Consider the following 25,018-nt stretch of genomic DNA (forward strand, 5'->3'; position numbering starts at 1 on the left):
AAGAACTGTCCTGCTGTAATGATCCGAGCCCCCTTTAAGCACGGAGGCCCTTGGGGAAAGATGTTCGTTCTGGTTGGAATAATGGCTGTAATTATCGCACCTCGTCTCTATCTGCTCGATGGAGGGGCGAGTAGCGAGGACCTGAGAAACTTCCCTACCCGCCTTAAGCGTAAAATGATTGTGATGCACTGGTGTGGCGTTTCGTGTCTATTGATACTCTTTGGACTTTGGGCCGTTGACGCACTCGGCCTTGTCTAGCCGACCCATGTACCCATGCAGAGGAGGGCTTCCATTCTTGTCTCACACTACGAATTCAGCAAAAAAGCCCCTCGAAAGTGCCATGCGCTCACTCTGCGTTAGAGAGAGTCTGAAAAAAGACTTCCCGATCTAGTGAAATACCCGCCACGCACAAACGGAACAGTTGCGCCCCTATGAAACGGATGTCCTTCGCCGACGCCGAATATGCCGGCAAACGTAAGCAGACCCGCCGCGAGCGCTTCTTGATCGAGATGGATCAAGTGGTGCCCTGGAAGGGCTTGGTTACGTTGATCGAGCCGCATTATTCAAAGGGTGAGGGGGCGTCCGGCGTATCCGTTGATGGCCATGTTGTGGGTTCATTTGATGCAAAACTGGTTCCGCTACAGCGATCCGGCGATGGAAGAATTACTGTATGAAACAACGATTTTGCGCCGGTTCGCGGGCTTGAATCTGGATCGAATTCCCGATGAGACCACGATCCTCAAATAGCCTGGTGGGCACGGCGGTCAAGGTCGAACATCCATTTCGCGGGATCAAACGCCAGCTTGGTTATATGAAAGTGCGCTTTCGTGGTTTGCCGAAAAACATCGCGCAGCAGACAACATTGTTCGCTTTGTCGAACTTGCGGAGGGTGCGAAAACGGTTGATGGGTATGGGTGAGGTGCGCCTGTAATACGGGTCAATCGCCCTGAAACAGCGCGATCAGAGCAAAGAACTGTGAATTAAGGATAAGAAGGTCTGTTTTTCGACCGACTCATAATTTTTTTGAACTCAAGTAGTGAAGGCATCAAAAATCGGTGGGTACTTTAGACCTTTCCTAACCACACCCTGCCGCACCTATATTAATTCGATATAGCTATAATCAAAAAACAGTATAAGAAACTGTCATAAATGCCAGTATGAAAATACTCCCACGCTTTCACACAATACCCTCCGACCACAAATAAAAAAGGAAATAGACCATGCGCGCCCAATCAATCAGCGCTGAACAGTTTAAGCAAAGCGGTGACAAGCTCGATCTACTGACTGACGCCGCTGTTAATACATCAACAAGTGAAGATGTATGGATGGTTATAGATACGCTCTATGGGTCTGGTCGATACTTGAAAATTGTACGAATATCCAGTAGGGATACCTTAGTGCAGGGTAGCCTTGCATCCGTAAACCATAATCTCGGAACCCTTACACTCAATAGTTTGAACTACCCTGGAAAAAGCTACACTGTGTCAGTATCTGACATCGAACAAATAGACGCTACTCGAAGCGGCTCGTGAATCTACGAGTAACGCGCTCCATATCCTACCTCCCCCCTATAAAGGAGAGATTTAATATTTAAAACTGATACAGGGCGCAAGGAGCGTCCTGTTCAATTAAAGAGATCAACATCAGACGCAAGAATATGCACATGTTATATTCTCCAAACCACTTTATGCCTCCATTTCGATACACTCTGTCTTTTGCCTGGTCTTGCAGGTGAGGCGTCCGTGGCAGGCTCAGAAATATAACGTAGTTCGCGGCAGTATAGTTTGTTGCCGGTTCCAGCGGCTGAAGGGGTGCCAATGAGGATTCGGGTAGCTGCTTATGTCACGTTATGACCTGAACAGCCGCCGAGTAGTGTTTATTGACCATCACTCGCCGAACATTGAAGAGGCGCGGTGCATGGGGTTTCACTCCCATCAGCTCTTCAACGCTCAGCAATTGCGTGAGCAACTCGAGGGAGTTGGATTCCCAGTACCGCCGCGCTAAGCATGGGAGCATCTCTTAGTCTTTTTCCTCGCCATCACCCTGTAGGTTCCTTAGCTATTGGTCAGCATGGACTTGTGAATCTTCTGTTCAGCTTCGACGTAAGCGGGTGTCTTGCCTGCGTCAGCAAAAATATCTTCACCTTCTTCGACTCTAATAACCTCAGACCCTTTTACGTAAGGAATGGCTTCCTCGGCTTCCTTAATAGAAGTGGAGAGTAGCGTCGCAGTGATTGTGGATTCAGACAGCCCATAGACCTCAGCGAATGCTTTTATTTTCACCAGGTCGGCTTTGTGGATCGATACGTTTATCTCAACCAGATCTTGAGCTTCTGCACCCTTCTCTTCCCAGTTATTCAGCAGCTCTTGGAAAGTCTTCATGATTGATCCTCAGTTCGCTGAAAGCCACGGTTCCCGATGCTTGCAGGTTGTTTAGAGTTTTTCCTGTTGTGCTCGCCTTCTTCGTACGGCGCATCACCTTCCTCACCCATGGCAACCTCAATAAAGCCTGCAATGGCGGGCGGTGATGAGTGACCAGTCGCCTGCGCAGATAACGCGGCGACTCACTGTTGAGACTAGCTGTAAGCCGCAAGGTTTAAAGTGGTTTGCGTTCGGCCTTGTCAGAAACCGACACGGGCGGCACTCTGGAAGGCCTGCGCGTCCCGGATTTCTGGCTGGAGAGTGGCTGATGAGTGATATCGATGCACGTTTGCGTGAGGATGTTCACCTGCTGGGTGAACTGTTGGGCAACACCATTCGAGAGCAGTACGGCGATGATTTTCTCGACAAGATCGAGCAAATCCGCAAAGGAGCCAAGGCCGACCGCCGCGGTGCGGGGGCCGAGCAGGCTGCGGGGGAAGAACTCAGCGCCAGCTTGAACCAACTGCAGGAAGATGAGCTGTTGCCGGTCGCACGAGCGTTTAACCAGTTCCTTAACCTGGCGAATATCGCCGAGCAGTATCAGTTGATTCATCGGCGCGATGAGTCGCAACCGGCGCCGTTTGAATCGCGTGTATTGCCGGAGTTGCTCGCCCGCCTGCAAGGCGAGGGGCGCAGCAATGAATCCCTGGCGCGGCAGTTGGCGCAGTTGGAGATTGAACTGGTGCTCACCGCCCACCCGACCGAAGTGGCGCGCCGCACGCTCATCCAGAAATACGATGCGATTGCCGCGCAACTGGCGCTGCAGGATCACCGCGACCTCACCACCGCTGAGCGCGAGCAGATCCGCGAACGCTTGCAACGGCTGATCGCCGAAGCGTGGCACACCGAAGAAATCCGCCGCATCCGGCCCACGCCGGTAGACGAAGCCAAATGGGGCTTTGCGGTGATCGAGCATTCGCTGTGGCAGGCCATCCCGAATTATTTGCGCAAGGCCGACCAGGCGTTGCACGCCGCCACGGGCTTGCGCCTGCCACTGGAGGCGGCGCCGATTCGCTTTGCCTCGTGGATGGGCGGCGACCGTGACGGCAACCCGAATGTCACTGCGCCGGTCACCCGCGAAGTATTGTTGCTGGCGCGTTGGATGGCCGCTGATTTGTATTTGCGTGACGTCGACCACCTGGCGTCCGAGCTGTCGATGCAGCAGGCCAGCCCGGCGTTGCAGGCCAAGGTCGGCGACAGCGTCGAGCCCTATCGCGCCGTGCTCAAGCAACTGCGCGAACGCCTGCGCGCTACCCGCCAGTGGGCGCACACTGCATTGACCGCGCCGACCCCGGCGCCTGCCGAAGTGTTGCAAGACAACCAAGACCTGCTCGCCCCGCTGCAACTGTGCTACCAGTCGCTGCACGCGTGCGGCATGGGCGTGATTGCCGATGGCCCGTTGCTCGATTGCCTGCGCCGGGCGGTGACCTTTGGCCTGTTCCTGGTGCGCCTGGATGTGCGTCAGGATTCCAGCCGACACTCGGCGGCCATGACTGAAATCACTGATTATTTGGGCCTTGGCCGCTATGAGGACTGGGATGAAGCGGCGCGCATCAGCTTCCTGATGAATGAATTGGCCAACCGTCGACCGCTGCTGCCGGGTTATTTCAAACCCTCGGCAGACACCGCCGAGGTATTGAATACCTGCAAGGAAATTGCCGCCGCACCGGCCGCGTCACTCGGCTCGTATGTTATTTCCATGGCGGGCGCCGCGTCCGATGTGCTGGCGGTGCAGTTGCTGCTTAAAGAGTCGGGCGTGCAGCGGCCAATGCGCGTGGTGCCGCTGTTCGAAACCCTGGCCGACCTGGATAACGCCGGGCCGGTGATGGAGTGTCTGTTGCAATTGCCGGGCTATCGCGCGCGCTTGCAAGGCCCGCAGGAAGTGATGATCGGCTACTCTGACTCGGCCAAGGACGCCGGCACCACCGCCGCTGCCTGGGCGCAATACCGGGCGCAGGAGCGTCTGGTGGATATTTGCCGCGAGCAGCAAGTGGAGTTGCTGTTGTTCCACGGTCGCGGCGGCACCGTTGGCCGTGGTGGCGGCCCGGCGCACGCAGCCATCCTGTCACAGCCGCCTGGCTCGGTGGCGGGGCGCTTCCGTACCACCGAACAAGGCGAGATGATCCGCTTCAAGTTCGGCCTGCCGGACATTGCCGAGCAAAACCTCAACCTGTATTTGGCGGCGGTGCTGGAAGCCACCTTGTTGCCACCGCCGCCGCCTGAGCCGGCTTGGCGGCATTTGATGGATGAATTGGCGGCCGATGGCGTCAGCGCCTACCGCGCGGTGGTGCGGGAAAATCCGCAGTTCGTCGAGTATTTCCGCCAGTCCACACCGGAGCAGGAACTCGGTCGCTTGCCGCTCGGCAGTCGCCCGGCCAAGCGGCGTGCAGGCGGTATCGAAAGCCTGCGCGCTATCCCATGGATCTTCGGCTGGACCCAAACCCGCCTGATGCTGCCCGCCTGGCTCGGCTGGGAAGCGGCATTGAGCAAGGCGCTGGAGCGCGGCGAAGGCGAGTTGCTGGGGCAAATGCGTGAGCAATGGCCGTTCTTCCGTACGCGCATCGATATGCTGGAAATGGTGCTGGCCAAGGCGGATGCCGATATCGCGCGTTTATATGATGAGCGTCTGGTGCAGCCTGACTTGCTGCCATTGGGTGCGCACTTACGCGACCTATTGTCGCAGGCATGCCGTGTGGTGCTTGGCCTGACTGGCCAGTCGCAACTGCTGGCGCATAGCCCGGATACGCTTGAGTTCATCCGCTTGCGCAACACCTACCTCGACCCGCTGCACCTGTTGCAGGCCGAGTTATTGGCGCGTTCGCGGTTGCAGGAAGCTGCGCAAGACAGCCCTCTGGAACAGGCGCTGCTGGTGTCCGTGGCCGGTATTGCCGCCGGTTTGCGCAATACCGGCTAAGGTTTCTTGCGTGTTCTCTAAGGCTTGCAGATAAACAATGACGGCCGCCCCGAAATGGGCGGCCGTTGTTTAAGGGCACAGGTTGCACTCAGGCGCACCCTGGCGATGAGTCAGGCATGGCGGCGGTTCCTGCGACTTTCGGCGGCTTGTGTGGTTACGGCCCGCTGTGTATCTTGATCAGCCTTTGGCCGTTTGATCGGCCTGGTTTCAGATTTTTATACACCCTATTTTTACGAGATTGGCCCCACGCGGCGAATCCGAGCGTCATCTCTATAAAAAATTGAGGAGCACATCGATGCGCGTCATTCTGCTGGGAGCTCCCGGGGCCGGTAAAGGTACTCAGGCAAAGTTCATCACTGAAAAATTCGGCATTCCACAAATCTCCACGGGCGACATGCTGCGCGCTGCCGTCAAGGCCGGCACCGAGCTGGGCCTGATCGCCAAAAGCGTGATGGACAGCGGCGCCCTGGTGTCTGATGACCTGATTATCAACCTGGTCAAAGAACGCATCAGTCAGGACGACTGCAAGAACGGTTTTCTGTTCGACGGTTTCCCACGCACCATTCCACAGGCTGAAGCCCTGGTAAAAGCCGGCGTAGAGCTGGATGCGGTGGTTGAAATCGCGGTTGAAGATGAAGAAATCGTGCAGCGTATTGCCGGTCGTCGTGTTCACGAGGCCTCGGGCCGCGTGTACCACACCGTCTACAACCCGCCAAAGGTTGAAGGCAAAGACGATGTGACCGGTGAAGAGCTGGTACAGCGCAAGGACGACACGGAAGAAACCGTGCGTCATCGCTTGTCGGTCTACCACTCGCAGACCAAGCCGCTGGTGGATTTCTACCAGAAGCTGTCCGCTGCCAATGGCAAGCCGAAGTACAGCCACATCCCTGGCGTTGGCTCGGTAGAAGCCATCACCGCCAAGGTGCTGCAAGCACTGAGCTGATCGAACCATCGGTTTTGCGTACAACGGCCCGCTTGCGGGCCGTTGTTGTTTATACTGGCGCACTTTTTTTCGACTTGGACACCTACACCGATGAGCACCCTGCTGGCCCTGGACACCGCGACTGAAGCTTGCTCCGTTGCCTTGCTGCATGACGGCAAGGTCACGAGCCACTACGAGGTGATCCCGCGCCTGCATGCGCAAAAGCTGTTGCCCATGATCAAGCAACTGCTGGAAGACGCAGGCACCACCTTGTCTGCCGTCGATGCCATCGCGTTTGGCCGTGGCCCGGGTGCGTTTACCGGCGTACGTATCGCCATCGGCGTAGTGCAGGGTTTGGCCTTTGCGCTGGAGCGCCCGGTGCTACCGGTTTCCAACCTGGCCGTGCTGGCCCAGCGTGCCCTGCGTGAGCATGGCGCCACGCAAGTAGCGGCGGCCATTGATGCACGGATGGACGAAGTGTATTGGGGCTGCTACCGCGAGACCGCGGGCGAAATGCGCCTGGTCGGTGTTGAAGCGGTGCAACCGCCGCAGGCGGCGGTTTTGCCGGAGGGTGCCCGTGGTGACTGGTTCGGCGCCGGCACCGGCTGGGGCTACGGCGAGCGCATCAACGTGCAACTGGTTGGCCAGGACGCCGCAATGCTGCCGCATGCCGAAGACCTGCTGACGCTGGCACGTTTTGCCTATGCGCGCGGCGAAGCGATTCCAGCCGACCAGGCCGCACCCGTTTACCTGCGCGATAAAGTCGCGCAAACCAAAGCCGAGCGTGGCCTCTAAAACCACCAATCGTCAGAATTTGCCGCAGTTTTTAAACGTTTTACAAATTATGTGTTCTAGTTATCACCAGAGCATTTGCGCGCCATGGAAAGTGCCGCTAAATTGCCACCATTGATACCGGGTCTGCACGTATGCGTATAGATGGCTTTTCCTCACAGTCCTACCCCCTCAAGCGCAAGCCCCGCAAGGCGAACGTCACGGTAGACGAGTCCGTCGAAGATTCGCCGGACTTCATCGAGGTTGCCTCCGGCACGCAGGCCAACGGCCAAAATGCCGGCAGCGCGCGAATCAGCGGCCTGCCCGCACGTCAGCAAGACATGGTCTTCCCCCGCTCCATGAGCAAAAGCGTTGCCACCGCCCTGGCCAGCTACCTGACCACCGCCGGCTTTGTCGAATGGGATATGGAAGTACTCGGTCTCGACATCCACATCTGATGCGCCTGCCTTACTACATTGGTTGCCCGTCCTGGAGTGAAAACGCCTGGCGCGACTACCTGTACCCGGCCGACGCACGCGCAGGCGATTACCTCGCGCTGTATTCCCAAGTGTTTAACGCGGTTGAAGGCAACACCACTTTTTATGCTCGCCCCTCGGCCGCCACCGTGCAGCGCTGGGCCGAGATCATGCCTGAAGATTTTCGCTTCACCGCCAAATTCCCCGGTGACATCAGCCATGGCGGCGACTTGCGCGAGCAGTTGCCAGCAGCCGAGAGTTTTGTCGGTTTGATGAGCCCGCTGGGTCAGCGCGTTTCGCCGCTGTGGCTGCAATTGTCGGCAAACTTTTCACCGCAACGCCTGGGCGAGCTGGCCGGTTTTATCGATGCGCTGGACCGCCCGCTGGCGGTGGAAGTGCGCCACCTGGAGTTCTTCGCCAAAGGCGAGGCCGAGCGCGCGCTTAATCGCCTGTTGCGTGACCGTGGCGTCGAGCGCATCTGCCTCGACTCGCGTGCCTTGTTCAGTTGCACGTCGACCTCGGCTGCGGTGCTGCATGCGCAATCGAAAAAGCCCAAGGTGCCGCCGCGCCCAGCAGCGTTGACGCAGTTCCCCCAAGTGCGTTTTATTGGCCATCCGGAGCTTGAAGCCAACGACCCGTTCCTGAACCCGTGGGTTGAAAAGGTGGCCGGTTGGGTCGAAGAAGGGCGCAGCCCTTACGTATTTCTGCACACCTCGGATAACCGCCTCGCCGCGCAACTCGCGCTGCGTTTTCATCACAAGATGATGGCGCGTCTGCCAGGTTTGCCACCGCTGCCGACGTTGCATCGAGAACCCGAAGTGGAGCAACTGGGGTTACTCTAAGGCTCTTTTCCCGCCAGGAGTCAGTCATGGATGCCCAAGCCCTTCGCGCCGAAACCTTCAAAGCGTTGCATTTGCGTGACCGCGCGTTCGTGATGCCCAACCCGTGGGATGCAGGCTCCGCCATCATGCTCGCCAGCCTTGGCTTTGAAGCCTTGGCCACCACCAGCGCAGGCTATGCGTTCAGCCTGGGGCGGCCGGATGCGGAAGGCGCGTTGTCGCTGGAGGACACCTTGGCCAATGCGCAGATGATCGCCAATGCCACCGCGCTGCCGGTAGCCGCCGACCTCGAAAACGGCTTCAGCGATACGCCCGAAGGCTGCGCGCAAACCATCCTGCGCGCCGCTGCTACGGGGATCGTCGGGGGTTCCATCGAGGACGCCACGGGCATCGCCGACGAGCCGATCTACGCGTTTGACCTGTCCGTTGCGCGCGTGGAAGCGGCTGTCGCGGCTGCGCGCAGCCTGCCGTTTGATTTCACCCTCACCGCCCGCGCAGAAAACCTGCTGCACGGTCGACTGGATTTGCCCGACACCCTTCGCCGCCTGCAAGCCTACGCCGAAGCCGGCGCCGATGTGCTGTATGCGCCCGCTTTACGCAGTGCCGAAGAGGTGCTGGCGGTGGTCAAGGCGGTCGCGCCCAAACCGGTGAATGTGTTGATGTCCGGCGGCTTGAACCTCAGCGTGGCGCAGTTAAGCGCGATGGGTGTGCGGCGCATCAGCGTCGGCTCGGCGATGGCCTTGGCGGCGTATGGCGAGTTTTACCGGGCGGCGCAGGAGGTTTACACGCTGGGCACCTTTACCTTCACCGAGCGCAACATGCCATTCAGCCAAGCCAACCAATTCTTCAAGGGTTAAGCCGTGCGCTTCAGCAACCTGATGAGTGCGCTGTTGCTGCTGGCTGGCGCACTGGTGCTGGGGGTTTGGCGCGGCTGGGTGCCGTTGCCGGATGACTGGAACCCGTGGGCGCCGCTGGATGTGCGTGCCAGCCCGAACCTGCTGACGCGCTTCAAGCTCGGCCGCTTGCAGGATGATCCGGCGCTGTGCGATCACGTGCTGAAAACCTCCGGTTTACGCGTCAGCCATCAGGCCGATACACCTGCGAATAGCGCGTGCCCATTGCGCAATGTGTTGCGCGTGCAGGGCGCCGACGTCGGCTTGAGCAGCAGCTTTCTGGCCAGTTGCCCGCTGGCCGTAGCGTTTGCCCTGTTTGAGCGCCACAGCCTGCAACCAGCGGCCCAAGAGGTGTTCGGCCAGGCGGTGACGCGTGTCGATCACTTGGGCAGCTTCGCCTGTCGTAATATCTACAACCGCGCAGAGGGGCAACTCAGCCAGCATGCCTCGGCGAACGCGCTGGACATCGCAGGCTTTCGCTTGGCGGACGGGCGCAGTATCAGTGTGCTCAAGGATTGGCCGGGGCAGGGCGACAGTGCGCGCTTTTTGCGCCAGGTGCGTGACGGCGCCTGCGATGATTTTAATGGGGTGTTGAGCCCGGACTACAACGCGGCCCATCGCAACCACTTTCACCTGGACATGGGGCGTTGGTGGGTGTGTCGCTGAAGGCGCTTAGGCGGCCAGGCGCAGGTTGTGGGCGATCAGTGGGCGCGCCCAGAGGGCGTCAAAATCCAGGGCCTTTTGTTGCGCCAGCAGTGCTTCGCTCGGGTAAGGCGCGGCCGGTGCGGGCAACAGGTCCCATTCAAATTCGGCAATCGGCAGGTGCAGGGCGCGCGGTGCGGGTGCCGGGCCAGGCTGCGGCAGCGGTTGGCCAGAGGTCAGCACGATGGGGCGAACCCAGCCGCTGTCGAAATTCTGCTGGCGTTGCTGGGCGATGATTTCTTCTGCGGGGAACGGCGTGGCAGCCGGCGGCAGCAACTCGGTGTCGAATTCGGCGATCGGCAGGAACAGCGGCTCAGGTGGCGCGATCTCGGTATCTTTTACGTCGCACTCACGCTGGGTAAGGATTTGCGTCAACAGGTCGGCGCCTTCGCTGGGTTCTACCGCCGGGTCAACCGGCGCAGGTGCATTGGCTGCGCGTGCATCCGGCGTAGCGCCGAGCTGCTCGGCCAAGGCCCGGGCGAAGAAGTCCTGCCACACATGACTCACCCCGGCCAGCGCTTGAGTATTGCGCAGGCCGTAATGGTTGTGGGTCGGCAGTACACCGATGGTTAGGGGAAGAATGTCTGACATTTTTTTCGGTCGACGCTCAGCTCTGGCAAAATACCTGACTGTTTTTTTTATCGGCCGCTTTTGGCCGATCCTTAATATTTTTGAGCGTAGCGATTGATGAGCGAACAACCAGCGGCCAGCCGCATTCGGGTCGAGGCCTTGGCCGAAGGTTTCCAGGCGCGCGCGCAACACTGGGCCGACCAGCTTGGCCTGCCTTTGCAATTGGAGGCGGCCGACTTTTCCCTGCAAGTCGGCGAGCACGGCCTGCAATTGCAACAACTCGGGCCTGATGCGCCCGGCCCGGTGCGCGTCGACTTTGTTGAAGGCGGCGCGGCGCACCGGCGTTTATACGGCGGAGGCAGCGGGCAGATGATCGCCAAGGCCGTCGGCATCGCCCAAGGCGTACGCCCACGCGTGCTGGACGCCACGGCGGGCCTGGGCAAGGACGCCTTCGTGCTGGCCAGCCTGGGCTGCCAGATCAGCCTGATCGAGCGTCAGCCGTTGATCGGCGCGCTGCTCGAAGACGGCCTGGCACGCGCTGCCGACGATTTTGAAGTGGCGCCGATCGTAGCGCGCATGCAGCTGCTCAAGGGCAACTCGATTGACGTGATGCTCAACTGGCAAGGCGAGCCGCCGCAGGTGATCTACCTGGACCCGATGTTCCCGCACCGTGAGAAAACCGCGCTGGTAAAGAAAGAAATGCGCCTGTTCCGTCCACTGGTGGGCGATGACCCGGACGCACCGGCGCTGTTGGCCGCCGCACTGGCCTTGGCCAGCCACCGCGTAGTGGTTAAACGCCCGCGCAAGGCGCCCTGCATTGACGGGCCAAAGCCGAGCCATGCGCTGGATGGCAAGTCCAGCCGGTATGACATCTATCCGAAGAAGGCGCTGAAACCCTGAGTCATCACGGGGCTGAGGGCCAGATCGCAGGCAAGCCGACGCCCTCTCTCAAGTCGATGTGGGAGGGGCTTGCTGCCGATGGCAGTGTGTCACATAAGTATTTTTAAACTGACCCACCGCGATCGCGAGCAAGCCCGCTCCCACACCAAGCAAACCGGCTGTGTACTCCAGGCCGGCTTTTGATTCAGCGACTTCAGGTGCGGTAGCCGCGCATAAACAACCCCACTACATCCTGCACATGCGCCTCGGCGTCAGCCTCGCTCAACTGCCCGCCGCACCCATACAACAAGCGAAAATTCGCCGTGCCCTTGAGCATGCAAAAGAAGTGCTCAGCCGCCTTGAACGGTGCGTCGATACTCAGCGCGCCGCTCTGGTTGATGCGGCTGAGCAGACGCTCCATGCCCTGCAGCATGCGCATTGGCCCCGCGTCGAAGAAAATCTGCGACAGCTTCACGTCCTGACTGCCGGTGGTCATCATCAGGCGATGCAGGTTTACCGACTCCTCGCTGTTGATCAGGCGATGGAAGCCTCGCGCGATATTCAGCAACACCGTTTCGACCGGCATGCCCTCGGGCAGATCGAAATACATCACCGGCAACTGTTCCTCGCACGTCGCCACCACGGCAGCGGTAAACAACGTCTCTTTGTCGGTGAAGTGGCTGTAAACGGTGAGTTTCGACACGCCGGCCTCAAGGGCCACGGCGTCCATGCTGGTGCTCGCGTAGCCATTGCTTAAAAACAGATTTTTCGCCGCTTCGAGGATGGCCTGGCGTTTTGCCATGTCCTTGGGGCGCCCGGGGCTGTTGGTGTTTACAGGATTGTCGGACATTTTTACCTTTAATACTGGACTGGCGAGTTTGGTATTAATAACATACTGGCCAGTATAATTATTCCAAGCTCCATTTGCGAAAGGTCCTTCAGCATGCGCAGCACGTTCCTGCCCTTTGCCTTGCCTGTCAGCCTGGCTCTTTTTTTGGCTGCGTGCGGCCATGAAGAAGCGGCCCCGACCACCCTGCGCCCGGCCATGGTGGTGCAACCGCAGCCCACGGCGCAGGCGATGGACAGTTTTCCTGGCGAGGTACGTGCCCGTTACGAGCCGGACCTGGCCTTTCGTATTGGCGGTAAAGTCAGCAAACGCCTGGTGGAGGAGGGCGAACGGGTCAAGGCTAACCAGCCGCTGGCCGAACTCGACCCCCAGGACGTGCGCCTGCAACTGGAGGCCACCCGCGCCCAAGTCGCCGCCGCGCAAGCCAACTTGAGCCTGGTACGCGCCGAACGTGACCGCTACAAGACCTTGATGGACCGTCAGATGGTCAGCCACTCGCAGTACGACAATGCTGAAAACCTCTACCGCTCAGGTGAAGCGCGCCTGAAGCAGATCAAGGCCGAGTTCGACGTGTCGAGCAATCAGGCGGGGTATGCCGTATTGCGCGCACCGCAAGACGGTGTGGTCGCCAAGCGCGCGGTGGAAGTCGGCCAAGTGGTGGCTGCTGGCCAGACCGTATTCACCCTCGCCACCGACGGTGAGCGAGAAGTGCTGATCAGCCTGCCCGAGCAAGGCTTCGGCCGGTTCAAGATTGGCCAACCGGTGTCGGTTGAGTTGTGGAGCCAGCCCGACCAGCGTTTTGCCGGGCGCATTCGTGAACTGTCACCCGCCGCCGACCCTAAATCGCGCACTTTCGCTGCGCGTGTCGCGTTCACCGGCGGCAAAGTCCCTGCCGAACTTGGCCAGAGTGCCCGTGTGTTCATTCAGGCTGACGGCGTGATTGCGCTGTCGGTGCCGCTGTCGGCGCTGAGTGCGGAGAACGGCGCGTCCTACGTCTGGCGTGTGCAGCCGGACAACACGTTGAAACGCACCCCGGTGCGCATCGGTGCCTTTGGCGAAAAAACCGTGCCGGTGCTGGAGGGCTTGGCTGCGACGGATTGGGTGATCGCGGCGGGCGTGCACGTACTCCATGAGGGCCAGCAAGTGCGCCCGGTGGATCGTGACAACCGCGTGGTGAATCTGGCGGCCAAGGAGTAATCCCCGATGCGTTTCAATCTTTCCGAATGGGCGTTGCGTAATCGCCAGATCGTGCTGTTCTTGATGATCCTGCTGGCGGTGGTCGGTACTCTGTCCTACACCAAGCTGGGGCAAAGCGAAGACCCGCCGTTCACTTTCAAGGCCATGGTGATCAAAACCAACTGGCCCGGCGCCACAGCCCAGGAAGTCTCGCGCCAAGTCACCGAGCGTATCGAGAAAAAACTGATGGAGACCGGCGAGTACGAGCGCATTGTTTCGTTCTCGCGCCCTGGCGAATCGCAGGTCACCTTTATGGCGCGTGATTCGATGCACTCATCGCAAATTCCCGAGCTTTGGTACCAAGTGCGCAAGAAGATCAGCGATATTCGCCAGACCTTGCCGCCGGACATTCAGGGGCCGTTTTTCAACGATGAATTCGGCACCACGTTCGGCAATATCTATGCCCTGACTGGCGATGGTTTCGATTACGCCGTGCTCAAGGACTACGCCGACCGCATCCAGATTCAACTGCAACGCGTGGCGGATGTGGGCAAGGTCGAGCTACTCGGCCTACAGGACGAGAAGATCTGGATCGAGCTGTCCAACCTCAAACTCGCCACGCTCGGCCTGCCATTGGCGGCGGTACAGCAGGCGTTGCAGGAGCAGAACGGCGTCTCTACGGCGGGCTTCTTTGAAACCCCGAGCGAGCGTGTGCAACTGCGTGTGTCGGGCAACTTCAAGACGGTTGAAGAAATCCGCAACTTCCCGATTCGCGTCGGTGACCGCACGTTCCGTATTGGCGACGTGGCCGAGATTCAGCGGGGTTTCAACGACCCCCCGGCACCGCGCATGCGTTACATGGGCGCGGACGCCATCGGCTTGGCGGTGGCGATGCGGGACGGCGGCGATATTCTGCTACTCGGCAAGGCGCTTGAAGCCGAGTTCGCACGCTTGCAGAAGAACCTTCCTGCTGGCATGGAGCTGCGCAAGGTGTCGGACCAACCGGCGGCGGTGAAAACCAGCGTCGGAGAATTCGTCCAGGTGCTGGCGGAGGCGCTGGCCATCGTGCTGCTGGTGAGTTTCTTCTCCCTCGGCATGCGCACTGGCATGGTGGTGGCCCTGGCGATTCCGCTGGTATTGGCGATGACCTTTGCCTGCATGTATTACCTCGGCATCGGGCTGCACAAAATTTCCCTCGGCGCACTGGTCCTGGCCTTGGGCCTGTTGGTGGATGACGCCATCATCGCCGTGGAAATGATGGCGATCAAAATGGAGCAGGGCTACGACCGGCTCAAGGCTGCCAGCTTCGCCTGGACCAGCACTGCATTCCCTATGCTCACCGGCACATTGATTACGGCAGCGGGCTTTCTGCCGATTGCCACCGCGCAATCGAGCACCGGCGAATACACCCGCTCGATTTTTCAGGTAGTGACCATCGCACTGCTCGCCTCATGGGTTGCTGCCGTGGTGTTCGTGCCGTACCTGGGGGCAAAACTCCTGCCCGACCTGGCGAAAATTCATGCGGCCAAACACGGCGCTGACGGGCATGACCCCTACGGCACACCCTTCTACCAGCGCGTAAGACGCTTGCTCGAATGGTGCGTGCGCAGGCGTAAAACCGTGATCATCCTCACGCTGTTGTTGTTTATCGGCTCGGTCGCACTGTTTCGCTTTGTGCCGCAACAGTTTTTCCCGGCCTCGGGTCGACTCGAGCTGATGGTCGACCTGAAACTGGCCGAGGGCGCTTCGCTGAGCAACACCGCCGAGCAGGTCAAACGCCTGGAGGCCTTGCTCAAGGAACACGCCGGCATCGACAACTATGTGGCCTACGTGGGCACCGGTTCGCCGCGCTTTTACCTGCCGCTGGACCAGCAACTGCCAGCGGTCAGCTTTGCGCAAGTTGTGGTGTTGGCGAAGACCATCGAAGAGCGCGAAAGCCTGCGCACATGGCTGATCGAAACACTTAACGAGCAATTCCCCGCGCTGCGCTCGCGTGTCACGCGCCTCGAGAACGGCCCGCCGGTGGGTTACCCGGTGCAGTTTCGGGTGACCGGCGAGCACATCGAACAAGTCCGCGCCCTGGCGCGCAAAGTGGCGGCCAAAGTTCGCGAAAATACCCACGTGGTCAACGTGCACCTGGACTGGGAAGAGCCTAGCAAGATCGTCTACCTCAATGTCCACCAGGACCGCGCCCGCGCACTTGGCGTGAGCACCGCCAACCTGTCGAAATTCCTGCAGCGTTCACTCACCGGGGCCACCGTCAGCCAATACCGCGAGGACAACGAGTTGATCGAAATCCTCATGCGCGGCACCGTGCATGAACGCACCGAATTGTCGCTGCTGCCAAGCCTGGCGGTGCCCACCGACAACGGCAAAAGCGTGGCGCTGTCGCAGATCGCCACCCTTGAATATGGTTTTGAAGAGGGCGTCATCTGGCACCGCAACCGCCTGCCGACCGTGACCGTGCGCGCCGACATCTACGGCAAGGAACAGCCGGCGACGTTGGTGCAGCAAATTCTGCCGACCCTTGCAGACGTGCGCGCCGAATTGCCCGACGGCTACCTGGTTGAAGTGGGCGGCACCGTCGAGGACGCCGCGCGTGGCCAGAACTCGGTCAAAGCCGGCGTGCCACTGTTTATCGTGGTGGTGCTGACGTTGCTGATGCTGCAACTGCGCAGCTTCTCGCGCACTGCCATGGTGTTTCTGACGGCACCGCTGGGCTTGATCGGCGTGACCTTGTTCCTGCTGCTGTTCCGCCAGCCGTTCGGCTTTGTCGCCATGCTCGGGACCATCGCCCTGTCAGGCATGATCATGCGTAATTCGGTGATCCTGGTGGACCAGATCGAACAAGACATCAAAGCCGGCCTGCCGCAATGGCAGGCAATCATCGAAGCCACCGTCCGACGCTTCCGCCCGATTGTGCTGACAGCCCTCGCGGCGGTGCTGGCAATGATTCCGCTGTCACGCAGCGTGTTCTTCGGGCCGATGGCCGTGGCGATCATGGGTGGATTAATTGTCGCGACGGCGTTGACGCTATTGTTCCTGCCTGCGCTGTATGCTGCGTGGTTTCGCGTCAAGAAGGAAACTCGGCACGTATAAGCAAACAGTTCAATAACAGGGCGCGTGGCGATAGATGCATGCGCCCGGTAAGTGTTTAAGTTTGATGCTGGCAAGTAGGAAGGGGCTGACAGTCAATGGCTTCTATTAACGGATGCCTATCTCTCGCAGAGTTGTTTAGAAGGTGGGTAGTTTCGTCACGACTGTTTTTATAATTGATGTATGTGTGTCAGCCAGTGCTGTAATTTTTTGCAGTGCAAGGTCCAAGTGGCTAACAGATGCGACATAGAGATGGCAGACGAAACTGTCGTCGCCCACGCATTCAGGCATTTGCGCGAGTAACCGTTCCACCGTCTGGAACTTCTCCGTAAAGGGTTTAACCCTTACCAACGCTTGCAAGTCATAGCCCAAGGCCTGGGCACCCAACGCAACGCTGAACCCGCTGATGACGCCTGAGACTTCCAGGCGCTTGAGGCGTTCGCTGCAGCCCGGCGCAGATAAGCCGACTTGACGACTCAGCGCGCGTATCGACATGCGCGCGTTCTGGTGAAGGGCAAGAATAATCGCTCGGTCAATCGGGTCTGGTTTTTTATCGCTCTTTGGAAGCTTTTTCATTAGATGGACCTTACGAACATTGATGAAATAGCGGGAAAATCTTACATACCACAGAACCCTCAGAAAATAATGGATTTTTTGAAAAGGACTGCCTATTGTTTTTCGGCCAGTGTCTGTTTCAACTTGATTTATTTTTCGAGGAATTGAAATGAACGAAGCACTTGATGAAGCGTATTTGCAGAAATATCACCATGCCAACTTTCCTGAGGAAGAGGTGTTGTCGCTGCGTCATGAGTTCTCCCGTAACGGATTTATAAGGGCGCGCGATATAGTCGATGATGCGTTGCGTGAAAAGGTAACGGCTGAAGTCAATGGCTTGATCGACCGTCAACTTGAGCGCCGTGACTTGCACTTGGCAACCACCGACAACACACCGCGATACATGAGTGTGGTGCGCAGCGAGTTCATCGCTGAAAACAGCCCGTTGATCAATGCGCTGTCGAAGTCCGCCGTACTGCTCGACACCTTGTCGCTGATTGCCGGTACGAGGGTCGTCGCGTCTGTCTCCAGGGACGAGGAGTACCTGATCACCAAGCAGGAGCGCAAAGGTGATACCCACGGGTGGCACTGGGGTGATTACAGTTTTGCGCTGATCTGGATTATCGAAACGCCTTCTGTCGCCAAGGGCGGGATGCTGCAATGTGTGCCTCACACCTCGTGGAATAAATCCAACCCCCGAATCCACGAACTGTTGTGCAGTCATCCGATTGCGACCTACGGCTTCAAGACGGGGGATATTTATTTCCTGCGCACGGACACCACGCTGCACCGCACCATTCCACTCAATGAGGATGCCACTCGAATCATCCTCAACATGACGTGGGCTGCTGAAAAAGATCTAACCCGGCACCTGCACGGCAATGATCGCTGGTGGGAAGACCAACACGTAGAGGCTGCAAAAAAAACCACTTGAAAAACGCGGGTCTGGTTGTCACGTGACTCCATGGGATGCAAGTCATGCACGATACTGAATGTCTCCAGCACGCCAGCGCCTTACTAAAAGAGGCGCAATCACACGCAGCCATGGCCGAACTGGTCAAGACTGCAGTCGTTCGAAACGAACTGTGGCGCGGGCAGCAATGCATCAATCTTGTCGCCGCTGAGTCGCCCACCAGCCCGTGCGTGCGCGCTTTGCTGTCCAGTGAAGTCGGTACACGTGCATCGGGCGGGCATATCGGACGTGACAACCGTTTTTTTTCCGGCATGAAGCATATCGATGAGTTGGAATCGCTTTGCGTGGAGCTGTTGAAAGTCACGTTGCGCGCTCAGCATGCTGATCATCGATTGATGGGCGGTATGGCAGCCGTACTTGCGGCGTACACGGCGCTGGCCCGTCCCGAAGACAACGTCATGACGGTGCCGGTGATCAGGGGCGGTGACACCAGCAACCGAACCAACGGGCCGCCCGGTGTGCGTGGGCTCAAGGTCTGGGACATTCCCTTTGTGCACAAGACTGCAGAAATCGACCTCACGCGCTTTAGTGAAGTGGCGCAGACCCTGAAACCGGCGTTGGTTGGGTTGGGTATGACACTGACCCTGTTCCCGCTCCCGGTGGCCGACATCAAGAGAATCGTTTCACCCTGGGGTGGAAAAGTCTATTTCGATGCAGCTCATCAATTGGGCTTGGTCAGTGCCGGAATGTTTCAAGACCCGCTGGCAGAAGGCGCTGACCTCATGACCGGCTCCTCCGGCAAAACGTTCAGTGGCCCGCAGGGCGGAGTGATGGTGTGGAACGATGGCGCATTAACCGCGCGGCTGCATGATGCCATTTTCCCCACCTTGACTGGCAGCCATCAGATCAACCGCGTGGCGGCGCTCGCCGTGGCAGCCACCGAGATGCTGGAGTACGGGAAGACCTATATGAAACAGGTGGTGAGTAACGCGCAGGCGCTGGCCATGCATTTGGATAGCAGGGGCGTGACCGCCTTCTATCGAGAGCAGGGTTACACCCGAACCCATCAGATCGTGATTGATTCAAAACCCTTTGCCAGCGGCCGTGAGGCGGTGCAGCGGCTCACGGCCGCCAACATCATAACCAACGAAATGCCGCTGCCTTGGGACACGGACCCGTACAACGAAACAGGCATTCGGCTGGGCAGCGTCGAGGTTACCCGCCTGGGTATGAAGGCGCCGGAAATGGCCTGGATAGCCGAGCAAATTGCCAAGGTGCTGTTGCACAACGCGGACCCGATGGCCATTGCTGATAGCGTGATCGATTTTATGAAGAACCACCGGACTGTCTACTACTGCCACGAAAACGGACTGCCCCGCTAAGTCGGTACCCGCAGTGCTGCAGAGGAGACGTATATGCCCGAACCCCCCATTTACTCAGCGGTATTGACCTTCACCGTCGCAGCCATCGCCTTACTCGCCAGCCCCGGACCCGCCACCCTGGCATTGGCGGCGAGCGGGGCGGCCTATGGCATGCGGCGCTCGGTTCAGTTTTTCGTCGGGATTACAGCAGGGCTGGCGATCGCGATGGCGTTGGTGGGCACGGGGCTGTATGTGGTCTTGCACCGCTTCCCGGTGCTGGCTACATCACTGACGGTCATTTCGATTGTTTATATTTTATGGCTGGCATTTCGCATGGGTACTGCGCCGCCCATCAACGAGGAACACGCTGCGGCCTCGCCGGGCTGGGGCACAGGGTTTGTGTTAGGTGTCGCGAACATCAAGGCGTATGCCGCGTTTGCGGCGTTGTTAGGCAGTTTCACCTTGGGCGCGACACCTGCTTGGGAGCAGGCTGCAAAGGCGCTGATCTGTCTGTCGGTGTGTGTGGTTTTCGACTTTTTATGGCTGTTTGCGGGCAGCAGGATGCGCACGTTGTTTATCCACCCCACTTGGAGTCGACGACTTAACGTAAGCTTCGCGATTTTGATGGTAGCGACGCTCGCCTGGTCATTCACGCTGGCGTCGTAGCGCTATCGATTGACGGAAAAAACTCATGCCCAGCCGAGGACAATCTTCATGTTTGCGACCATTTCTGCGCTGGTGTTGCTGCTGGTCGTGCCTGGGCCGACAAACACCCTGTTAATGCGCGCTGGCGTGCTGTTCGGGTTTGCTGCTTCGTGGCGTATGGCATTGATCGAATGCCTGGCTTATCTGATTCAAGTATCTGTCTGGGGCGCGGCGCTGTTCTATTTATCGGCCTGGTCGCCATGGGCTGTGAAGGCCGCGCAGTTGGCGGCTGTCTGCTACCTGCTGCAACTTTCCTACACGCTCTGGCAACGCAACAACGGCGGCGTGGAGTCGAGCCACGATCGTTTCGGCGGCGTGTATTTCTTCTGGCTCACGGTGATGAACCCGAAAGGCCTGTTGATCGCTTCGTTTATCGCGCCGATCGGCGCATTTGCCTCGCTACAGGGTTATGCGGGGTTTATGGCCACGCTGGCGTTGGTGGTGATACCGGTAGGGTCGGCCTGGATTGTGTTAGGCAGTCGGTTCGAAGGGGTTGAAAAGACGTGGCTTACGCCGTTGAAAATCAATCGGGCAACCTCCGTGGCCATCTGCTGTTTTGCCACGCTGATGCTGGGGCGACTGGCGGGCTCGGTGATTCACTGATTTACATAACGATGCAACCCGGCATTGGGGCACTGGGAACGTTAAGTCTTTTCACTCCACTCAGAATTGCCTGATGGACAGGCGCAGGTTTCGGTTTCGCCGTTTGGCGGTCGTGCCTGATTCAATCAGTTTGTGGAGTGTCATATGTCGATTTTTTCTGCTATCGCAGCGTTCAAAGGTGCATTTCTCGGCGCTTTGCTGGGCGGTCATCTCTCTAACAGAGCATCCGAGCCCGCAGCACCACATAAGCCGGGGGCCGGAAACGGCGGGAGTCACCGTCCTCGTCCTGAGGTAACCCACGCAGCTTCCGGGCAGGGTTGCCCTGCCCAACTGCATTACGACACGCCTCATCAGGCGCAAGTGACGCCACACCCGGTCCATGCGCCTCAATTGTCGCCTGGTCCGATGCATTCACTTTTCACGCTGAGCTGTTGAAACACTCAGCCTGAAACAATTGCGCCAAGGCCCGTTATCAGCGGCCTTGGCGCAGTCATACAGTGCTTATGCTGGCGGGTTACAGCGCGCCGAACACCTTCTTCGCCAAGCTGGTGGCCGCAGCCGCCGGGTTCTTGCGAATGGTTTCTTCCTGTTGCGCGATCATCTTGAACAAGCCGTCCAGCGCCTGTTCGGTCACGTAACTTTCGACGTTGGCACTTTTGGCATCAACCGCGCCAAACGCGGCAGCCTTGCCGGCCAGTGCGTTGTACTGTTGGGCAACGCCAACCTTGTCGGTGGCGGCCTTGACGATCGGCAGGAACTTGGCGCGAATCTCTTCACGGCTGCTTTTGTTCAGGTATTGGGTAGCCGAGTCCTGGCCTCCGCTGAGGATGCCCTTGGCGTCGGTCACGCTCATGTTTTTCACCGCATTGACCAAGATCGGTTGCGCTTGGGTCACGGCGGTTTCAGCCGCCTTGTTCATGCTGGTTTCGAGTTGAGTGACCTGATCGCCCATGCCAAACAGTTTCAGCTTGTCGGCGACTTTGCCGAGTTTGCCGGGCAGGCCGATTTTTACCTCGGGGTTGTTGCTGAAACCACCGGGTACGCCCAGTTGTTTCACGGCGATCTGTGCGCCTTGGGTGAGTGCATCTTTGAGACCGCCGCTGGCATCGCTTTGTGACAGGCTGCCAAGGTTCAAGGCCATGGCATTGGCGCCGAGCAGCAGGCCTGCGCACAGGGCAGTAAGGCGAAGGGAGTTACGGAGCATGAGCGCTTCCTTTTGATCTGACGTGTGGTCTGGAGAACATCAGTGGGCGACCGGATCAACCCGCACGCGCAGCGGTTGAGGGTCTTGGCCGTTGAGTTGCACGGTGTGCCGTTCGGTGGTGGCAAACAGTAGCTTGCCATCCCGTTCGATGCGAGCGCTCACCGAGTACGTGTGGCCCGGCTTGACCTGAGCGGGGTCGTAGCGCAGGTGAAACGCCAGTGGCACCTGCCCTTTGACCGGGCCGTTTTGTTGCGCCAGGGTCATGGCTGGGGCGTCCATCAGCGACACATCCAGCAAGCTGACATTCAACGTGGCGTCGGGCGGCAGCGCGCTGCGTTGCAGGTAGAACACTTCGCCATCGAGGTTGCCCCTGGGCGCAGGCGTCATCGATTGGCAGGCTCCGAGCAGGGCGGTCAGGCCCAGTAGAATGATTTTTTTCAACGTGCGGCTCCTTTTCAGCGGCGCCGGAATTTACCCGGCGCCTCGTTCAATCTAGCGGCTTTCTTCAGACGTGAGCGGCTCAGGTTCGCCGGGCGCCTCGACCGCACCGTCGACGCGGTGCAAGGCGACCTGGCGGATCGACAGGCGAATATCCGCCGGCAGCACGCGTTTTGCCGCGCCTTCAGCCAGTTCGCCAAGCATGTCGTGATAGCTCAACTTGCCCGCTTCGTCGCGGCGCAGCACATCTTGCTCCAGCAACGTCTGAATAAAATGTCGGAAAAGGCTTTTGTCGAAGAACTCCGGGGCATTCAGGCCGTGCAGGATCGACAGGCGTTGGGCCATGATCGTGCACAGGTCTTCCAGCTCTTCGGCGCTGATGCTGTTGCGGCCGCTGTTGAGCAGCAGCGAGATCGCCATGTAAAAGCGTTGCAGGGTCTGGGCGATGCTTTTGGACAGCAGCGTCAGCAGCACAAAGTGCCGTGAACTTGGGGCCGGGCGCAGGTACACCTGGTTTTCGAAGCGCAGCAGGCCTTGTTCGACGAAAGCCTCCAGCCATTGGTCGACTACTGCGTCCAATGCTTCCAGCGACCAGCGGATAAACAGCTCCGATTGCAGGTACGGGTACAGCGCGTGGGTATAGCGCAGGATCTGTTCGCGGCTCATCCGCGAGCTGCTCTGGAAGAAGCTGGCGAGCAACGCGGGCAGGGCGAAGATGTGCAGCACGTTGTTGCGGTAGTAGGTCATCAGGACCGCGTTTTGCTCGTCCAGGTACAGAATCTTGCCCAAGGCGTCGCTCTGTTCCGACAGCAGGTCCATGTCCTTGACGTGCTTGATCAGCGCCAGGCCATCGCCTTCCGGCAAGGTGGTATGCGGCGAGTACGGCACGCGGCGCAGCAGCGCCAGGTACAGGTCTAACTGGCGCGCCATGGCCTGTTCATCCAGCGCCAGCCGCGTGGTGGAGAGCAGCGCCAGGGCCACCAGGTTAACCGGGTTCACCGCGGCGGCTTCGTTCAGGTGGCGTGCCACCTGCTCGCTGAGCCGGTGCGTGGTTTGGTTGAGCCACGCAGGTTTATAGTTCGGGCCAAGCTCTTGGGTGCGCCAATCGGGTTGCTCGGCATCAAGAAACTCGGCCAGCTTGATCGGTTCGCCGAAGTTGACCGCGACTTGGCCAAAGCGCTGCTTGAGCGCGCCGACCACTTTGAAAATATCGAAAATCGACTCTTTCTTCTTGCTCGCGCCGCGCAGCTCGCCGAGGTAGGTACGGCCTTCCAGCACGCGTTCGTAGCCGATGTACACCGGCACGAAGACGATCGGCATGCGCGATGAGCGCAAGAAACTGCGCAAGGTGATCGCCAGCATCCCGGTTTTGGGTTGCAGCATGCGCCCGGTACGTGAGCGCCCGCCTTCGACGAAGTACTCCACCGGGAAGCCCTTGGTGAACAGGGTGTGCAGGTATTCGTTGAACACCGAGGTGTACAGCGGGTTGCCCTTGAAGGTGCGGCGCATGAAAAACGCACCGCCACGGCGCAGCAGTCTGCCGATCACCGGCATGTTCAGGTTGATGCCAGCGGCGATATGCGGCGGCGTCAGGCCGTTTTTGAAGAGTAAATAGGACAGCAGCAGGTAGTCGATATGGCTGCGGTGGCAAGGCACGTAAATCACCTCGTAACCCTGGGCAACCTGTTGCACGCCTTCGATGTTGTTGACCTTGATGCCGTCGTAGATTTTGTTCCAGAACCAGCTCAGCACCACTTCAAGGAAACGGATCGCGGTGTAGGTGTAGTCCGAGGCGATCTCGTTGCCGTACCGCAGGGCCTGGGCCTTGGCTTTTTCCGGGGTGATTTTCTCGCGCTCGGCCTCATCCAGAATGGCCTGGCGCACCAGCGGCATGTTGACTAAGCCTTTCACCAGGTTACGGCGGTGCGACAGGTCGGGGCCGATCACTGCGGTCTTCAGGTTACGAAAGTGCACACGAAGGATGCGTTGCGCCATGCGCACTGTCCGTTCGTGACCTTTATTGTGCTCGATCAATTCACGCAGGTTGATAGGCGCGGAGAATTGCACGCGGGTCTTGCGGCCCAAAATCAGGATGCTCAGCAACCGGCGCAGGCGCCCGGTCACGGCCCAGCTGTCGGCAAACAGCAGTTTCCACGGGCTGGACTCGCTTTCGGGCGACTGCCCCCAGAACACGCTGACGGGAATGATTTGTGCATTCTCTTCGGCGTGCTCGGTCAGGGTGTTGACCAGGCGGGTCAGGGTTGGCGGCGCGCCGCGCTTGTCTTGGCGGCCTAGCCAGTCCGGCTCGGGCGTGAGGTAAAAGAACGCCGCAGGCTCCATCAGCGGGCCCACCGATACCGGCAGCACCGGGCGCGGCAGGCCGGCCTTGGTGCACTCTTTATCGACCACCGACAATTCGCTGAGGGAGGGCGATTGCAGCACATAAAACACCGGCCGGCTGCGGTCGAGGTTAAGGGTGAGGGACGACTGGTTGATGGTCTCCGACCGAACCCAGAGGTACAACAGTCGGCGCAAGGTGCCAAACACCAGACGGCGGAACGGAGAGCGGGTCATAGGCGTGCTGCTTGAAGTGGAAAAAACCGAGCAGGCGCTCGGGCGGGTAGTGTGCCGTATTCGCCGAAAATCGGCAAAAAAGCGGCGATATAAACTTGAGTTGATGGTTTTTGAGCCTGTCTTATACTCGGCAGTTCAATGCGAGCGACTCAACAATAAA

The 25,018-nt window shown here is 59.0% G+C and carries 21 protein-coding genes and 2 pseudogenes; 16 read left to right on the forward strand and 7 right to left on the reverse strand.

The window, feature by feature from the left end; all coding sequences use genetic code 11:
• Positions 1–431: 431 nt before the first annotated feature.
• Together AO240_RS29275 and AO240_RS29280 are read left to right on the forward strand one after the other, a co-directional pair.
• A pseudogene (locus AO240_RS29275) lies at positions 432–741 on the forward strand (transposase); the annotation flags it as partial.
• Positions 742–766: 25 nt separating this feature from the next.
• Positions 767–931: pseudogene (locus AO240_RS29280) on the forward strand (IS5/IS1182 family transposase); the annotation flags it as partial.
• Between the two features lie 1,123 nt (positions 932–2,054).
• Here the strand turns inward: AO240_RS29280 and AO240_RS08410 are convergent.
• On the reverse strand, positions 2,055–2,381 hold the full coding sequence (locus AO240_RS08410) for a hypothetical protein (RefSeq protein WP_058413636.1): 327 nt from the start codon (positions 2,379–2,381) through the stop codon (positions 2,055–2,057).
• 307 nt (positions 2,382–2,688) lie between these two features.
• Between AO240_RS08410 and ppc the strand changes: the two genes are divergently transcribed.
• The 7 genes from ppc to AO240_RS08450 all read left to right on the forward strand — a co-directional run bounded on the left by ppc (position 2,689) and on the right by AO240_RS08450 (position 9,901).
• Complete coding sequence (gene ppc / locus AO240_RS08415) at positions 2,689–5,334, forward strand: phosphoenolpyruvate carboxylase (RefSeq protein ID WP_099236137.1); 2,646 nt, start codon at positions 2,689–2,691, stop codon at positions 5,332–5,334.
• A 295-nt stretch (positions 5,335–5,629) separates the two neighbouring features.
• On the forward strand, positions 5,630–6,277 hold the full coding sequence (gene adk / locus AO240_RS08425) for an adenylate kinase (RefSeq protein WP_058413634.1): 648 nt from the start codon (positions 5,630–5,632) through the stop codon (positions 6,275–6,277).
• A gap of 90 nt (positions 6,278–6,367) precedes the next feature.
• Positions 6,368–7,051 carry a tRNA (adenosine(37)-N6)-threonylcarbamoyltransferase complex dimerization subunit type 1 TsaB gene (tsaB, locus tag AO240_RS08430; RefSeq protein WP_099236140.1) on the forward strand — a complete coding sequence of 228 codons (684 nt, stop codon included), beginning with the start codon at positions 6,368–6,370 and terminating at the stop codon, positions 7,049–7,051.
• 131 nt (positions 7,052–7,182) lie between these two features.
• Positions 7,183–7,485: a hypothetical protein gene (locus AO240_RS08435; protein ID WP_099236142.1), complete on the forward strand. Its 303-nt coding sequence runs from the start codon at positions 7,183–7,185 to the stop codon at positions 7,483–7,485.
• Complete coding sequence (locus tag AO240_RS08440; protein WP_099236144.1) at positions 7,485–8,345, forward strand: DUF72 domain-containing protein; 861 nt, start codon at positions 7,485–7,487, stop codon at positions 8,343–8,345. Before AO240_RS08435 ends, AO240_RS08440 begins: the two co-directional genes overlap by 1 nt.
• 26 nt (positions 8,346–8,371) lie before the next feature.
• Positions 8,372–9,199: an oxaloacetate decarboxylase gene (locus AO240_RS08445; RefSeq protein WP_099236146.1), complete on the forward strand. Its 828-nt coding sequence runs from the start codon at positions 8,372–8,374 to the stop codon at positions 9,197–9,199.
• A 21-nt stretch (positions 9,200–9,220) separates the two neighbouring features.
• Positions 9,221–9,901: an extensin family protein gene (locus AO240_RS08450; RefSeq protein ID WP_371918609.1), complete on the forward strand. Its 681-nt coding sequence runs from the start codon at positions 9,221–9,223 to the stop codon at positions 9,899–9,901.
• Between the two features lie 6 nt (positions 9,902–9,907).
• On the opposite strand, the gene AO240_RS08455 is transcribed toward AO240_RS08450, so the two are convergent.
• Positions 9,908–10,528: an energy transducer TonB gene (locus AO240_RS08455; protein WP_099236150.1), complete on the reverse strand. Its 621-nt coding sequence runs from the start codon at positions 10,526–10,528 to the stop codon at positions 9,908–9,910.
• A 96-nt stretch (positions 10,529–10,624) separates the two neighbouring features.
• Here AO240_RS08455 and AO240_RS08460 point away from each other — a divergent pair, with 96 nt between their 5' ends.
• Entirely contained in the window at positions 10,625–11,407 is a 783-nt protein-coding gene (locus AO240_RS08460; RefSeq protein WP_099236151.1) for a class I SAM-dependent methyltransferase, read from the forward strand.
• Between the two features lie 193 nt (positions 11,408–11,600).
• Here AO240_RS08460 and AO240_RS08465 read toward each other — a convergent pair whose 3' ends face one another.
• Positions 11,601–12,236, reverse strand: coding sequence for a TetR/AcrR family transcriptional regulator (locus tag AO240_RS08465; RefSeq protein WP_099236153.1), 636 nt, complete (start codon positions 12,234–12,236; stop codon positions 11,601–11,603).
• A 93-nt stretch (positions 12,237–12,329) separates the two neighbouring features.
• Between AO240_RS08465 and AO240_RS08470 the strand changes: the two genes are divergently transcribed.
• The gene (locus AO240_RS08470; RefSeq protein WP_099236155.1) at positions 12,330–13,430 is read left to right on the forward strand and encodes an efflux RND transporter periplasmic adaptor subunit; all 1,101 of its coding nucleotides are present in this window, start codon (positions 12,330–12,332) and stop codon (positions 13,428–13,430) included.
• A 6-nt stretch (positions 13,431–13,436) separates the two neighbouring features.
• Entirely contained in the window at positions 13,437–16,508 is a 3,072-nt protein-coding gene (locus tag AO240_RS08475) for an efflux RND transporter permease subunit (protein ID WP_099236157.1), read from the forward strand.
• A gap of 135 nt (positions 16,509–16,643) precedes the next feature.
• Here the strand turns inward: AO240_RS08475 and AO240_RS08480 are convergent, their stop codons facing one another.
• Positions 16,644–17,081, reverse strand: a complete 438-nt coding sequence (locus tag AO240_RS08480; RefSeq protein WP_099236158.1) for an Lrp/AsnC family transcriptional regulator — start codon at positions 17,079–17,081, stop codon at positions 16,644–16,646.
• 148 nt (positions 17,082–17,229) lie between these two features.
• Here AO240_RS08480 and AO240_RS08485 point away from each other — a divergent pair, with 148 nt between their 5' ends.
• Genes AO240_RS08485 through AO240_RS08500 form a run of 4 tightly spaced genes read left to right on the forward strand, consistent with a single transcriptional unit; the run spans position 17,230 to position 20,642 of the window.
• The gene (locus AO240_RS08485) at positions 17,230–17,994 is read left to right on the forward strand and encodes an ArpA protein (protein WP_099236160.1); all 765 of its coding nucleotides are present in this window, start codon (positions 17,230–17,232) and stop codon (positions 17,992–17,994) included.
• A 44-nt stretch (positions 17,995–18,038) separates the two neighbouring features.
• Positions 18,039–19,355 carry a serine hydroxymethyltransferase gene (locus tag AO240_RS08490; RefSeq protein WP_256585897.1) on the forward strand — a complete coding sequence of 439 codons (1,317 nt, stop codon included), beginning with the start codon at positions 18,039–18,041 and terminating at the stop codon, positions 19,353–19,355.
• A gap of 33 nt (positions 19,356–19,388) precedes the next feature.
• Positions 19,389–20,000, forward strand: a complete 612-nt coding sequence (locus tag AO240_RS08495) for a LysE family translocator (RefSeq protein ID WP_099236164.1) — start codon at positions 19,389–19,391, stop codon at positions 19,998–20,000.
• A 48-nt stretch (positions 20,001–20,048) separates the two neighbouring features.
• The gene (locus AO240_RS08500) at positions 20,049–20,642 is read left to right on the forward strand and encodes a LysE family translocator (RefSeq protein WP_099236165.1); all 594 of its coding nucleotides are present in this window, start codon (positions 20,049–20,051) and stop codon (positions 20,640–20,642) included.
• Positions 20,643–21,156: 514 nt separating this feature from the next.
• Here the strand turns inward: AO240_RS08500 and AO240_RS08505 are convergent.
• Genes AO240_RS08505 through plsB form a run of 3 tightly spaced genes read right to left on the reverse strand, consistent with a single transcriptional unit; the run spans position 21,157 to position 24,858 of the window.
• Entirely contained in the window at positions 21,157–21,846 is a 690-nt protein-coding gene (locus tag AO240_RS08505) for a DUF4197 domain-containing protein (protein ID WP_058413621.1), read from the reverse strand.
• A gap of 39 nt (positions 21,847–21,885) precedes the next feature.
• On the reverse strand, positions 21,886–22,287 hold the full coding sequence (locus AO240_RS08510) for a YbaY family lipoprotein (RefSeq protein WP_099236167.1): 402 nt from the start codon (positions 22,285–22,287) through the stop codon (positions 21,886–21,888).
• A gap of 51 nt (positions 22,288–22,338) precedes the next feature.
• Positions 22,339–24,858, reverse strand: a complete 2,520-nt coding sequence (gene plsB, locus AO240_RS08515; protein WP_099236168.1) for a glycerol-3-phosphate 1-O-acyltransferase PlsB — start codon at positions 24,856–24,858, stop codon at positions 22,339–22,341.
• Positions 24,859–25,018 lie beyond the last annotated feature (160 nt).

It is taken from the genome of Pseudomonas sp. ICMP 460 (assembly GCF_002723595.1).
Taxonomy (GTDB): Bacteria; Pseudomonadota; Gammaproteobacteria; order Pseudomonadales; family Pseudomonadaceae; genus Aquipseudomonas; species Aquipseudomonas kitaguniensis.